The sequence below is a fragment of the Streptomyces sp. NPDC059255 genome (genome assembly GCF_042752355.1).
GTDB lineage: Bacteria > Actinomycetota > Actinomycetes > Streptomycetales > Streptomycetaceae > Streptomyces.
This window is the reverse complement of sequence record NZ_JBHYZP010000004.1, coordinates 94580-108532: the sequence shown is the minus strand read 5'-3', so window position 1 is coordinate 108532 and position 13953 is coordinate 94580. Positions and strand designations below refer to the sequence as shown.

Below are 13953 nucleotides of genomic sequence, written 5' to 3'. Positions count from 1 at the left end.
GGCACTGACAGCCGGTCCTGGAGGCCGGCGGACAGAAGGATCACGGCCGGGTCCGGGTACCTCCGCCAACCCGGACACCGCTCCAGGCCGGGTCGGGTTCGGGTCAGGCGCCGCAGCTTCTGAGGAAGCGGCGGGTGCGCGTGGCGATCGGGAGGGGCTTGTCGGGCGGGCACGGGTACATGTCCTGCTCGACGATGGCGAAGAGCTCGACGTCGAGCCGCTGCGCCGCCGCCAGGACCGGCTCCAGCGCCGGCACTCCGGCCGGCGGCTCGCACATCACACCCCGCCCGACGGCCGGTCCGAACGGCACCTCGTTCGCGACGACATCCGCGAGGATCTCCGGATCCACCTGCTTGAGATGGAGGTAGCCGATCCGCTCGCCGTACGTCTCGATCAGCTTGACGCTGTCCCCGCCGCAGTACGCGTAATGCCCGGTGTCCAGACAGAGGGAGACCAGAGCCGGGTCGGTCGCGTCGAGGAACCGGCTCACGTTCTCCTCGCTGTCGATGTGCGTGTCGGCGTGTGGGTGCACGACGATCTTCAGCCCGTAGCGCTCCCTCACCTCACGGCCGAGGCGCTCGGTCTGGGCCGTCAGATCACGCCACTGCTGGGGCGTGAGGGTCCGGTCCTCCAGCACCTCCCCGGTCTTGTCGTCCCGCCAGAACGACGGGATGACCACGAGATGGTCCGCGCCCATCGCCCGGGTGAGCGCGGCGATGTCGGCGACATGCGCCCAGGTCTTCTCCCAGACCGCCGGTCCGTGGTGCAGCCCGGTGAAGACGGTCCCGGCCGAGACCTTCAGCCCGCGCCGCTCGGTCTCCTCGCTCAGCCGGTCGGGATCGGACGGGAGGTATCCGTAGGGGCCCAGCTCGATCCACTCGTAGCCGGCTTCGGCCACCTCGTCGAGAAAACGCCGCCAGGGCACCTGCTGCGGGTCGTCGGGAAACCACACCCCCCAGGAGTCGGGGGCGGACCCGACTCGGATGCGGCTCAACGTGGGTACGGAGGAGGTCATACCGGTCAGCTTTCAGCCCGTACGGAAAGAGTGTCAAGCCTTTGGTTCGAATGTAAAGACAAAACGTTGACAGGGTCCTGGGAGGACGGTTAGACCTTGCTGTGACCGCCTCCGGTGCGGAAGCCTCGCCTCGCTTTGGCAGGAGCGAGACGCGAGCGAAAGCTCCCCGCTCGTCACGGCCCCGTGCCGGAGGTTCGGGTCGCCCCGCCCGGCCGTGCGCTGTATGACTTCGCTGTATGACTTCACTGTGACCGATGCCCGACCGCCGCCGCTCGGAGTCCAGGAGGACACTCGATGAGCAGGGAGGACGCCCGATGAGCAGCCGTACGAGCGGCCGCGCGAGCGGTCGCGGGCGTGGGCGCCCGAGTACCGCCGCCCGTACCCGCAGGCGCACCGTCGCCCAGGCGCTGATCACCTTCCTGGCGCGGCAGTACACGGAGCGGGACGGCCACCGGCGCCGTCTGATCGGCGCCACGTGGGGCATCTTCGGGCACGGCAACGTGGCGGGTATCGGACAGGCTCTGGTCGAGTCCTCCGAGGACATGCGGTACTTGCAGGGCCGTAACGAACAGTCCATGGTCCACGCGGCCGTGGGGTACGCGCGCCAGAGCAACCGGCTCTCCGCCCAGGCCGTCACCACCTCCATCGGCCCCGGCGCCACCAACCTCGTCACCGGCGCGGCCCTCGCCACCGTCAACCGCCTGCCCGTCCTGCTGCTCCCCGGCGACGCCTTCGCGACCCGCCCCGCCGACCCCGTCCTCCAGCAGCTCGAAGTGGCCTCCGCCGGGGACGTCTCCGTCAACGACGCGCTGCGCCCCGTCTCCGCCTACTTCGACCGTGTCACCCGGCCCGAAGCGCTCGTCCCGGCCGCGCTCGCCGCGATGCGGGTGCTCAGCGACCCGGCCGCGACCGGCGCCGTCACCCTCGCGCTGCCCCAGGACGTACAGGCGGAGGCGTACGACTGGCCGGAGGAGTTCTTCGCCGAGCGCGTCTGGCGGGTCCGCCGCCAGCCGCCCGACCCCGACGAACTCGCCGACGCGGTACGGCTCGTACGGGAGGCCCGCCGCCCCCTGCTCGTCGCGGGCGGCGGCGTCCGCCACAGCGCCGCCGAGGAGGAGCTGGCAGCCTTCGCCGACGCCACCGGCATTCCCGTCGCCTCCACCCAGGCGGGCAAGGGCTCGCTCCACCACGACCATCCCTGCGATGTCGGCGGCATCGGCCACACCGGCACCGCCACCGCCGACGAACTCGCCGCCACGGCCGACCTGGTGATCGGCGTCGGCACCCGCTGGACCGACTTCTCCACCGCCTCCGCCACGCTCTTCCAGAACCCGGACGTCCGCTTCCTCAACCTCAACGTCACCGGCTTCGACGCCCACAAGCTCGCCGCCCACCCGCTGGTCGCGGACGCCCGTACCGCCGTGCGCCGGCTCGCCGCGGGCCTCGCCGGCCACCGCGTCGAGCCCGCCTACGTCACCGAGTACAGCGGGGCCAAGAAGCGCTGGGAACGGCGCGTCGAGGCCGCGTTCACCGCCGGCGAGGACACCGCGCGCCCCACCCAGGCCCAGGTCCTCGGGGCCCTCGACGCCCTCGTCACCGGCGAGGACATCGTCATCAACGCGGCCGGATCGCTCCCCGGTGATCTCCACAAGCTCTGGAGGGCCCGCTCGCACGACCAGTACCACGTCGAATACGGCTACTCCTGCATGGGATACGAGATCCCCGCGGCCATCGGCGTCCAGCTCGCCGCGCCCGGCCGGCCGGTCTGGGCGCTGGTCGGCGACGGCACCTATCTGATGAGCCCCACCGAACTGGTCACCGCCGTCCAGGAGGGGCTGCCCGTCAAGGTCGTGATCCTCCAGAACCACGGCTACGCCTCCATCGGCGGCCTCTCCGAGACCGTCGGTGCCGAGCGCTTCGGCACCGCGTACCGCTTCCGGGCCGCCGACGCCACGTACATCGGACCCCCGCTCCCCGTGGACCTCGCGGCCAACGCGGCCTCCCTCGGCATGCGGCTGATCCGCGCCGGGACCATCGGTGACCTGCGCGAAGCGCTGGCCGAGGCGCGCGCCGCCGACGCCCCCACATGTGTCTACGTGGAGACCGAAACGGCAGACACAGTGTCGGGAGTCCCCCCGGCCCAGGCGTGGTGGGATGTTCCGGTGGCCGAGACCGCGACGCGTATCGCCGCGGTCGAGGCCCGCGAGGAGTACGACCGCCACGCAGCGACCCGCCGCCGCCATCTGTGAAGGAGCGGAACACATGAAGACCGTCAGCCATTGGATCGGTGGCAAGAGCGTCGAGGGCGCGTCCGGCAACTGGGGGCCCGTCACCGACCCGGCGACCGGGGCCGTCACGACCCAGGTCGCGCTCGCCTCCGCCGAGGAGGTCGGCAGCGCGGTCGCCGCCGCCAAGGCCGCGTACGCCACCTGGGGGACGTCCTCGCTCGCCCAGCGCACCGCGATCCTCTTCCGCTACCGGGCGCTCCTCGACGCCCGCCGCGACGACATCGCCGCGCTGATCACCGCCGAGCACGGCAAGGTGCACTCGGACGCGCTCGGCGAGGTGGCGCGCGGACTGGAGATCGTCGAGCTGGCCTGCGGGATCACCACCCAGCTCAAGGGCGAACTCTCCACCCAGGTCTCCAGCCGGGTCGACGTCGCCGCCATCCGCCAGCCGCTCGGGGTCGTCGCGGGCATCACCCCCTTCAACTTCCCGGCGATGGTGCCGATGTGGATGTTCCCCCTCGCGATCGCCTGCGGGAACACCTTCGTCCTCAAGCCCAGCGAGAAGGACCCCTCGGCCGCCGTGCTCCTGGCGGAGCTGGCGGCGGAGGCCGGACTGCCCGACGGCGTGCTGAACGTCGTGCACGGCGACAAGGTGGCCGTCGACGCCCTGCTCGCCCACCCGGATGTCGCGGCGGTCTCCTTCGTCGGCTCCACCCCGATCGCCCGTCACATCCACGCCACGGCCTCCGCCAACGGCAAGCGCGTCCAGGCGCTCGGCGGCGCCAAGAACCACATGCTGGTCCTGCCCGACGCCGACCTGGACGCCGCCGCGGACGCGGCCGTCTCCGCGGCGTACGGTTCGGCCGGCGAGCGGTGCATGGCGATCTCGGCGGTCGTCGCCGTCGGCGCGATCGGCGACGAACTGGTCGCCAGGATCCGCGAGCGCGCCGAGAAGATCAAGATCGGCCCCGGCACCGACCCGGCCTCCGAGATGGGCCCCCTCATCACCCGGGCCCACCGCGACAAGGTCGCCGGCTATGTGACCGGAGCCGCCGCCCAGGGTGCCGACGTCGTCCTGGACGGCACGGGCTACACGGTGGAGGGGTACGAGGACGGGCACTGGATCGGCCTGTCCCTGCTGGACAAGGTCGCCACCGACTCGGACGCCTACCGCGACGAGATCTTCGGCCCGGTGCTCGTCGTGCTCCGCGCGGAGACCTACGAGGAGGGCGTCGAGCTGATCAACAGCTCGCCGTTCGGCAACGGCACGGCCATCTTCACCCGCGACGGCGGCGCCGCCCGCCGCTTCCAGCTGGAGATCGAGGCCGGCATGGTCGGCGTGAACGTACCGATCCCCGTGCCCGTCGGATACCACTCCTTCGGGGGTTGGAAGGACTCGCTCTTCGGCGACCACCACATCTACGGCAACGACGGCGTGCACTTCTACACGCGCGGCAAGGTCGTCACCACGCGCTGGCCGGACCCGGCCGACGCCCCGACCGGCGTGGACCTGGGCTTCCCCCGTAACCACTGATCCGTCATCACCGATCCGTGGCCGCCGCTCCGTAACGACCGATCCGTAGCCACTGCTCCGCAACCACTGCTCCGCGAACGCCGGCCGTAACTCGCCGGCGCACGGCTTCGTTGGATGACTGCGGCCCGTACGGCGTTCCTCGCCATACGGGCCGCAGTCGCTTTTCACGGTTCACGGAGCAGGAGGACACACATGTGTGGCATCACCGGCTGGGTCTCCTTCGGCCGGGATTCCCTCGGCGCGTCCGACACCCTGGACGCGATGACGGAGACGATGTCCTGCCGGGGCCCCGACGACAGCGGCACCTGGATCGAGGGCCCCGCGGCGCTCGGCCACCGCCGGCTCGCCGTCATCGACCTGCCCGGCGGGCGGCAGCCGATGACGCTGACGACACCCGGGGGCACGATCGCCCTCGTCTACTCGGGCGAGACGTACAACTTCACCGAACTGCGCGCGGAACTGACCGGCCGCGGCCACCGGTTCACCACCGACTCCGACACCGAGGTCGTCCTGCACGGCTATCTGGAGTGGGGCGAGGCGCTCGCCGAACGCCTCAACGGCATGTACGCCTTCGCGATCTGGGACGGCCGGCGCCGGAAGCTGGTGATGATCCGCGACCGCATGGGCATCAAGCCCTTCTACTACACCCCGACCGCCGACGGCGTGCTCTTCGGCTCCGAACCCAAGGCGATCCTCGCCCACCCCCTGGCCCGCGCCCGTGTCGGTCTCGACGGACTCCGCGAACTCTTCGCCTTCGTCAAGACACCCGGTCACGCCGTGTGGGAGGGGATGTACGAGGTCGAGCCGGGCACCCTGGTGACCGTGGAAGCGAGCGGGATGCGCCGCCACGTCTACTGGTCCCTGGAGACCCGCCCGCACACCGACGACCGGAGCACGTCGGTGGCGCGCGTACGGGAACTCCTCGACGACATCGTGTGCCGCCAGCTCGTCGCCGACGTACCCCGCTGCACCCTCCTGTCCGGCGGACTCGACTCCTCCGCCATGACGGCGATCGCCGCGCGCCGGCTCCGGGAGACCGGTGAGACCGTACGCAGCTTCTCCGTCGACTTCCTCGGCCGTACGGAGAACTTCGTCGCCGACGAGTTCCGCGCCACGCCCGACACGCCGTTCGTCCACGACGTCGTACGCGCCGCGCGCACCGACCACCGGGACATCGTGCTCGACTCGCTCGCCCTGGCCGACCCGGCCGTCCGGGCCCGGATGATCAGGGCGAGGGACCTGCCCATGGGGCTCGGCGACATGGACTCCTCCCTTTTCCTCCTCTTCAAGGCGATCCGGGAGCACTCGACGGTCGCGCTCTCGGGCGAGTCGGCCGACGAGGTCTTCGGCGGCTACCGCCAGTTCTTCGACGAGGAAGCCAGAAAGGCCGACATGTTCCCGTGGCTGGTGCGCTTCGGCGAGCACTTCGGCGAGGACGCCGGAGTGCTCCGTCCGGAGGTCAACGCGGCGCTGGGGCTGGCGGCGTTCACCCGGGACAGCTACGCCACGGCCGTGGCCGGAATCGAACGCGGCAGCGGCGAGAGTGACTTCGAGTACCGGATGCGGAAGATTTCCCACCTCCACCTGACGCGCTTCGTACAGGTCCTGCTCGACCGCAAGGACCGCGCGAGCATGGCGGTCGGCCTGGAGGTCAGGGTGCCGTTCTGCGACCACCGGCTGGTGGAGTACGTGTACAACACACCCTGGTCGCTGAAGTCCTTCGACGGCCGGGAGAAGAGCCTGCTGCGCGAGGCCACCGCCGATGTGCTGCCGAGGTCGGTGTACGACCGGGAGAAGAGCCCGTACCCCACCACCCAGGATCCCAAGTACGCCGTAGCCCTCCAGGGGCATGCCAAGGAACTGCTCGCCGACCCGTCGCACCGGGTCTTCGATCTGGTCGACCTGGCGCGGGTACGGAGCGCCGCGGAGCGGGAGACACCGCAGGTCACGACGGCGAGTCGGCGAGGGCTGGAGCGGACGCTGGACCTCGCGCTGTGGCTGGATCTCTACAACCCGGAGATCACGCTCACCTGATTTGGCAGACTAAAAAGGATAATAACGATAGAAAGATGGAGAAGGTGATATACAGCTAATCCAGAGAGCTCAGGACCTCACATGCCCCGATACTTCGCCGACTCCCCGGAGTCGCTCGTCCCCGACGCGCTCAAGGGGTTCGCCGCCGCCCACGCCGACCTGGTCGAGCACCACCCCGAGCACGGCTACTTCCGCACCCGCCGCACCGCCACCCCGACCCCCACGACGGCCGGCTCGGCCGCCGCGGGCCGCCGCGTCGGACTGGTCTCCGGCGGCGGATCCGGCCACGAACCGCTGCACACGGGGTTCCTCGGCGCCGGCCTGCTGGACGCCGTATGCCCGGGACAGATCTTCGCCTCCCCGCACAACCGGCAGATCTTCGAGGCCAGCCGCGCGGTCGCGGGCAGCGACGGCGTCCTTCACATCGTCAAGAACTACACAGGCGACCGGATCAACTTCGGCATCGCCGCCGAACGCCTCGCCCACGAGGACATCCGCTGCGCCCGCGTCCTCGTGGACGACGATCTCGCCACCGACTCCGCGGACATCGCCGTCGGACGGCGCGGCACCGGCGCCACCCTGATCGTCGAGAAGATCCTCGGCGCCGCCGCCGACGAGGGCCGCGGACTCGACGAACTGGCGGCCCTGGGCGCCGATCTGTCCGGCCGTACGCGCAGCCTCGCCGTCGCCACGGCCGCGCACACCGCGCCGGGCTCCGGCGTGCCCGCCTTCGAACTGCCCCGGGACGTGCTGGAGTTCGGCGTCGGCATCCACGGCGAACGGGCCGGCGGGACCGCCCCGCACCCGCCGCTCACCGAACTCGTCGCCCTCATGACCGACCGGCTGCTGGCCGCGCTGCCCCACGCCGGACTGCCCGGCACCGCGCACGGGGCGCCCGGCCGCCGCCGCGTACTGGCCCTGGTCAACGGGCTCGGCGGGGTCACCTCGCTGGAGCTGTACGGCGTCCGGCACGCGCTCGGCGGTGCGCTGAAGAACCGCGGGGTCACCCTGGACCGCTCGCTGACCGGCACGTTCGTCAGCGCGCTGGACATGCGGGGCTTCTCGCTCTCCCTGCTCGCGACCGACGACGAGACGCTGCGCCTCTGGGACGCCCCGGCCAGAACCGCCTCCTGGCCGCGCTGACCCGTCCCTTCCTTCCTTACTTCGTTCCCTCGTTTCTCCGCCTCCCCCGTCCCTCTTCTTCCTCCCGTCCCTTCTCTTCCTCCCGTCCCTCTTCTTTCGCTCGTCCCTCCTCTTTCCCTCGCTGACCAGAAGCAGGAGCCTTCTCCGCGATGTCATCCCAGAACCTGACTCCCGCCACAGCCCCCTCCACCCCCACCCCCAAGGGCCTCACCTACGAGGACACCATCGGCTGGCTCCGCCGCTTCGGCGCCGCCGCCAAGGCCGTCGAGGGCGAGCTGACGGCCCTGGACCAGCGGGCCGGGGACGGCGACTTCGGCGCCAACCTCGTCTCCGGCATGAACGGCGTACGGGACGCGCTCGACGCGCCGACGAGCGGGCCCCGCACCCCGGCGGCGCCGCTCGCCACCGCCGCCCAGGTCTTCCTCGACCACGTCGGCGGCACCAGCGGCCCGCTGTTCGGCCTGCTCTTCCAGGAACTGGCCGCCGCCGTGGCCGCCGCCGACGGCGCCCCCGGTACGGCGGAACTCGCGGCGGGCACGGCGGCGGGAGCGGCCGCCGTCCAGCGCGTCGGCGAGGCGGAGGTGGGGGACAAGACGATGGTCGACGCCCTGGTCCCCGCGGCCGAGGCGCTCGCCCGGGCACTCCTGGCGGACCCCACGGGCGGCGACCCGGTCGGCGCGCTCCACCACGCGGCGGTGGCCGCGCACCGCGGCGCCCGCGCCACCAGCGGCCTGCGCGCCCGCCGCGGACGCGCCAGCTACACGGGCGACCACTCCCGGGGCGTCCCGGACCCCGGAGCCCTGGCCGTGGCCCTGCTCTTCGCCTCGGCCTCGGCCCAGCCGACCACCCTGGACCAGCTCCCCGACGCCTGACCACCCCGGGTTCGCCGTCCGCCGGGTACCCGTTCCGCCCCCGTTCGCGGCGGTGTGCGATACCGCGTCCGCTGTACGGGGACGCCCCGGCGTACTACCCGAGGAGGTCACGGGTTCCGACCGGCGTCAGCGTGGAGGGCGGTGGGCGCCGATTAGGGTTCAAGGATGGAGACCCGAACCCCCCGCCGGTTCCGGCCGCGTGCCCACTGGCTCGCGGGACTGGCCGCCGCGGCCGTGCTCGTCGGAGCCGGCACCTGGACCGCCGTCGCCTCGGACGACGGCCCGGCCGTGCACCGCGAGGACCAGGTGCTGGACATGCCGGGCGCCCGGATCGACACCTCGTACTTCACCGCCGGCAGCGGCCGCAGACCAGCTGTGCTCGTCGGGCACGGCTTCGGCGGCAGCAAGAACGACGTACGCGCCCAGGCCGAGAAGCTGGCGCGGGACGGCTACGCGGTGCTGACCTGGTCGGCCCGCGGCTTCGGGAAGTCGACCGGTGAGATCGGGCTCAACGACCCCGACCACGAGGTCAAGGACGTCTCCCGGATGATCGACTGGCTCGCCGGACGCCCCGAGGTCGAACTCGACGCGAAGGGCGACCCCCGGGTCGGAGTGACCGGCGCCTCGTACGGCGGGGCCATTTCGCTCCTCGCCGCCGGGTACGACCGGCGCGTCGACGCGATCGCCCCGCAGATCACCTACTGGAATCTCGCCGACGCCCTCTTCCCCGACGGCGTCCTCAAGAAGCTCTGGGCCGGGATCTTCTTCTCCACCGGCGGCGGTTGCGCCGCCTTCGAGAAGGAGCTGTGCGAGATGTACGAACGGGTCGCCGTCTCCGGGAAGCCGGACGACGCCGCCCGCAAGCTGCTGGAGGAGCGCAGCCCCTCCGCCGTCGGGGACCGGATCGACGTACCCGCGCTGATCATGCAGGGCCAGACCGACTCCCTCTTCCCGCTCGGCCAGGCCGACGCCATGGCGAAGCGGATCAGCGCCAACGGCTCCCCCGTCGACGTCGACTGGCTGGCCGGCGGACACGACGGCGGCGACCCGGAGAGCGCCCGGGTCCAGAACCGGGTCTCCGCCTGGTTCGACCGCTATCTCAAGGACGACAAGGGTGCCGACACCGGGCCCGCCTTCCGCGTCAGCCGGACCGGAGGCGTGGACTCCACCGACGGCCGGGCCCAGTTGCGCGGCGCGAGCAGCGACCGCTACCCGGGCCTGGCGAACGACACCACCTCCGTCCCGCTGACCGGCGGCACGCAGAGCTTCACCAACCCGGCCGGCGCCAGCCCGCCCGCGATCTCGGCCGTGCCCGGAGTGGGGGGCGGACTCTCCCAGCTCACCTCGTTCGGCGTCGGACTCTCCCTCGACTTCCCCGGCCAGCACGCGCGCTTCGAATCCGCGCCGCTCGACCACTCGCTGCGGATCACCGGAGCGCCGACCGTCAAGGCCACCGTCACCTCCTCCACCGGCGAGGCCGTCCTCTTCTCCAAGGTGTACGACGTGGGCCCCGACGGCACCAGCCAGGTGCTGCCCTCCCAACTCGTCGCGCCCGTACGGGTCGAGAACGTCGCCGAGGGCCGGACGGTGGAGCTGAAGCTGCCCGCCGTGGACCACCGGGTCGTCCCCGGGCACCGGCTGCGGGTCGTGGTCGCCGCCACCGACCTCGGCTACGCCTCACCGGCCACGCCCGCCACGTACAAGATCGCCGTGAATGGCCCGCTGACCGTGCCGACCGTGCCGGAACTCACCGCCGGCTCCACCGCGCTGCCGTGGTGGATCTGGGGGCTGCCGCTCATCGGCGTACTGATCGCGGGCGCGCTGCTGCTCACGGCCCGCCGCCGCACCAGCGCGCCGGAGCCGGACGCGGCGCTCGCCGAGGTGCCGCTCCAGATCACCGATCTGTCGAAGCGGTACGCCAAGTCCAGTGACCGGTACGCGGTCCGGGACCTCTCCTTCCGGGTCGAGAAGGGCCAGGTCCTCGGTCTGCTCGGGCCGAACGGCGCCGGCAAGACCACCACGCTGCGCATGCTGATGGGGCTGATCACCCCGGACGCCGGGGAGATCCGGGTCTTCGGGCACGCGATCCGGCCGGGCGCCCAGGTGCTCTCCCGGGTCGGCTCGTTCGTCGAGGGCGCGGGCTTCCTGCCGCACCTGTCGGGACGCGAGAACCTGGAGCTGTACTGGCGGGCCACCGGCCGGCCCGCCGAGGACTCCCATATGGAGGAGGCCCTGGAGATCGCCGGGCTCGGGGACGCGCTGGCCCGTGCCGTACGCACCTACTCGCAGGGCATGCGGCAGCGGCTCGCCATCGCCCAGGCGATGCTCGGCATGCCGGACCTGCTGATCCTCGACGAGCCGACCAACGGGCTCGACCCGCCCCAGATCCGCGAGATGCGCGACGTGATGATCCGGTACGCGGCCGGCGGCAGGACCGTCATCGTCTCCAGCCATCTCCTCTCCGAGGTCGAGCAGTCCTGCACCCACCTCGTGGTCATGCACCGGGGACAGCTCGTCCAGGCCGGTCCGGTCGCGGAGATCACCGGCGCGGGCGAAGACCTGCTCGTCACCACCGCCGAACAGGTCCCGGCCCCGGTCGTCGACAAGATCGCCGCGCTGGCCGGCGTCGGCTCCGCCGTCCGCACGGACGACGGGCTGCTCGTACGGCTCGACGGCGCGTCCCCACAGGCGCTGGTCACCGAACTGGTCCGGCTGGACGTCCCGCTGACGGGTGTCGGTCCGCACCGCCGCCTGGAGGACGCGTTCCTCACCCTGATCTCGGGAGGCTCCGCATGAGCGCGCTGATCGAAACGGCCCCCGGCTACCGGGCCGGGCGCACGCTGCCCCTGCGGGTCGAGGCGCTGCGGCAGCTCAAGCGCCGGCGCACGCTGGCCATGGGGCTCATCCTGGGGCTCCTGCCCTTCGTGCTGATCGTGGCCTTCGCGGTCGGGGGCACCCCGGACGGCGGACGGGAAGGCCGGGTGACCCTGATGGACACCGCGACCGCCTCCGGCGCCAACTTCGCGGCGACCTGTCTCTTCGTCTCGGCGGGTTTCCTGCTGGTCGTGCCGGTCGCGCTGTTCCACGGGGACACGGTCGCCTCCGAGGCCAACTGGTCGTCGCTGCGCTATCTGCTCGCGGCGCCCGTGCCACGGTCGCGCCTGCTGTGGAGCAAGCTGGCCGTGGCGCTCGGGATGAGCGCCGCCGCGATGGTGCTGCTGCCGCTGGTCGCGCTGGTGGCGGGCACGGCGGCGTACGGCTGGGGCCCGCTGGAACTGCCGACGGGCGGCTCCCTCGCCACGGCGGACGCGCTGCCGAGGCTCGCGGTGGTCGTGGCGTTCATCTTCGTCTCCCAACTGGTCACGGCGGGGCTCGCCTTCTGGCTGTCGACCAAGACCGACGCCCCGCTGGGCGCGGTCGGCGGCGCGGTCGGTCTGACGATCGTCGGCAATGTGCTGGACGCCGTCACCGCGCTCGGCTCCTGGCGCGAGTTCCTGCCGGCGCACTGGCAGTTCGCTTGGGCGGACGCGCTGCAGCCGCAGTTGGAGTGGGGCGGCATGGTGAAGGGCGCGGCGGTCTCCTTCACCTATGCCGTGGTGCTCTTCGCGCTGGCCTTCCGGACCTTCTCCCGTAAGGACATCGTGTCGTAGGGGCCTTATGTGGGGAGGGGCCTTGTGCTGGAGGGCTTTTGCGTTGCGGGGCCTTGTGTCGCAGAGGCCTTGTGTCGTCAGGGCGCCGGGTCAGATCCACCCCCTTCGAGCCGCTTCCGCGCCCGCGCGGAAGCGGCTCGTCGTGCCGAGGGCGGCGAGCAGGTCGCCGACCCGGCGGCTGTACGTCCGGCTGGACATGCCCAGGCGGGTTGCCGCCGTCTCGTCCGTCAGCCCGGCGACCAGGGCCTCTAGCACCGGGCGGAGCGGCCCGGGCAGGACTCCGGGGGCGGGGAGCTCCGCCGACGGCAGTTCTTCGCCCGTCTCCCACCAGATCTCGTGCGTCCGGATCAGCGCCTGGACCACCACCGGATCCCGGATCAGCAGTAGCCCGTGGTAGTGGAGTTGGAGGTCGAGGGGGACCGCCGCGACCGAGCGGTCCACCAGGACCATCTTGAACGGGATGGAGTCCGTCTGCCGCGCCTCGCCGGGGAGGTGGCGGGGCAGGGGACACGGCAGACCGGCCAGCCCGTGCCGGGGAACGATCCGGCGGACCCCGACCGCCGGCCGGCCCCGGCCCCTGTCACCGGGGTCGGCGTCCGGCCAGGTCTGATCGCCCGCCGCGCGCACGCAGGCCCCGGCGAACTCCAGGAAGTGCTCCGGAATGCACTGGTCGGGACAGCTCCCGGGATCGTCGAAGACGAGCAGTTCGTGACGGGCCGAGCGGACCAGGGCGGTCAGGGTGGCCGTCACCTCCCGCACGCCACGGATCGGACGGCCGGGCGGATGAGGTGTGTCGCCCGGCTCCTCCCGCATCGCTCCCGCCGACAGCGTCGCCCTGTTGAGCACAGAACCAGAAACATCCGACACGGCTGACCACCCCCGCCATCCCCTCGGAGCCGTACGCCACTCCATGTACGCACACAATTGCGCACCGTGACAAGTGCAGTTCAGGGAGTGGCGAATCCATGCCAGAGGTTCAAAACGCGTCGACTTTTCGCCGGGTCGGTGATCGGCCCCCGCCGTCAGCCGAACTTCGCCACGTAGCGGCGCTGCCAGGGCGTCTCGACGGCGTGCCGGGAGTAATGCTCCCGTACGTACGCGACCGCCTCGGCCGGTGGTACCCCGTCGAGCACCGCGAGACAGGCCAGCGCCGTGCCCGTCCGCCCCCTGCCGCCACCGCAGGCGATCTCGACGCGCTCGTCACCGGCGCGGTCCAGCGCCTCGCGGAGCGCTTCCGCGGCGGCGTCGCGGTCGGTCGGCAGCCGGAAGTCGGGCCAGCGCAGCCAGCGGTTCTCCCAGGCCACGGTGGGCGGTCTGCGCCCCAGCAGATAGAGCGCGAACGTCGGCGGCGGGCCCGCGGGCAGCGGGTGGCGCAGCCCTCGGCCACGGATGAGCCTCCCCGAGGGGAGCCGCAGAATTCCGGGTGCTGTTGTGTCCCACGGTTTGTGCGGTGTCATCGTCACGCGCGCCAGGGTAG

The 13953-nt window shown here is 72.0% G+C and carries 10 protein-coding genes; 7 read left to right on the top strand and 3 right to left on the bottom strand.

The window, feature by feature from the left end; genetic code table 11:
* Positions 1 to 103: 103 nt before the first annotated feature.
* Positions 104 to 1015: a sugar phosphate isomerase/epimerase family protein gene (locus ACFXKG_RS07725; RefSeq protein WP_384833978.1), complete on the bottom strand. Its 912-nt coding sequence runs from the start codon at positions 1013 to 1015 to the stop codon at positions 104 to 106.
* A 314-nt stretch (positions 1016 to 1329) separates the two neighbouring features.
* On the opposite strand from ACFXKG_RS07725, the gene iolD reads away from it, so the two are divergent.
* The 7 genes from iolD (at position 1330) to ACFXKG_RS07690 (ending at position 12476) form a co-directional block, all read left to right on the top strand.
* On the top strand, positions 1330 to 3264 hold the full coding sequence (gene iolD, locus ACFXKG_RS07720; RefSeq protein ID WP_384833975.1) for a 3D-(3,5/4)-trihydroxycyclohexane-1,2-dione acylhydrolase (decyclizing): 1935 nt from the start codon (positions 1330 to 1332) through the stop codon (positions 3262 to 3264).
* Between the two features lie 13 nt (positions 3265 to 3277).
* The gene (locus tag ACFXKG_RS07715; RefSeq protein ID WP_384833972.1) at positions 3278 to 4777 is read left to right on the top strand and encodes a CoA-acylating methylmalonate-semialdehyde dehydrogenase; all 1500 of its coding nucleotides are present in this window, start codon (positions 3278 to 3280) and stop codon (positions 4775 to 4777) included.
* A 192-nt stretch (positions 4778 to 4969) separates the two neighbouring features.
* Positions 4970 to 6811: an asparagine synthase (glutamine-hydrolyzing) gene (gene asnB, locus ACFXKG_RS07710; RefSeq protein WP_384833969.1), complete on the top strand. Its 1842-nt coding sequence runs from the start codon at positions 4970 to 4972 to the stop codon at positions 6809 to 6811.
* 81 nt (positions 6812 to 6892) lie between these two features.
* Positions 6893 to 7954: a dihydroxyacetone kinase subunit DhaK gene (locus tag ACFXKG_RS07705; protein WP_384833966.1), complete on the top strand. Its 1062-nt coding sequence runs from the start codon at positions 6893 to 6895 to the stop codon at positions 7952 to 7954.
* A gap of 149 nt (positions 7955 to 8103) precedes the next feature.
* Positions 8104 to 8826 carry a dihydroxyacetone kinase subunit DhaL gene (gene dhaL / locus ACFXKG_RS07700; RefSeq protein ID WP_384833963.1) on the top strand — a complete coding sequence of 241 codons (723 nt, stop codon included), beginning with the start codon at positions 8104 to 8106 and terminating at the stop codon, positions 8824 to 8826.
* 165 nt (positions 8827 to 8991) lie between these two features.
* A complete protein-coding gene (locus tag ACFXKG_RS07695) occupies positions 8992 to 11622 on the top strand; it encodes an alpha/beta fold hydrolase (protein ID WP_384833960.1) in 2631 nt (876 codons plus the stop codon).
* Positions 11619 to 12476 carry an ABC transporter permease gene (locus ACFXKG_RS07690; RefSeq protein WP_384833957.1) on the top strand — a complete coding sequence of 286 codons (858 nt, stop codon included), beginning with the start codon at positions 11619 to 11621 and terminating at the stop codon, positions 12474 to 12476. Before ACFXKG_RS07695 ends, ACFXKG_RS07690 begins: the two co-directional genes overlap by 4 nt.
* A gap of 90 nt (positions 12477 to 12566) precedes the next feature.
* Here ACFXKG_RS07690 and ACFXKG_RS07685 read toward each other — a convergent pair whose 3' ends face one another.
* Complete coding sequence (locus tag ACFXKG_RS07685; RefSeq protein ID WP_384833954.1) at positions 12567 to 13235, bottom strand: DNA-binding response regulator; 669 nt, start codon at positions 13233 to 13235, stop codon at positions 12567 to 12569.
* A 263-nt stretch (positions 13236 to 13498) separates the two neighbouring features.
* Complete coding sequence (locus ACFXKG_RS07680) at positions 13499 to 13933, bottom strand: protein phosphatase (RefSeq protein WP_384834506.1); 435 nt, start codon at positions 13931 to 13933, stop codon at positions 13499 to 13501.
* Positions 13934 to 13953 lie beyond the last annotated feature (20 nt).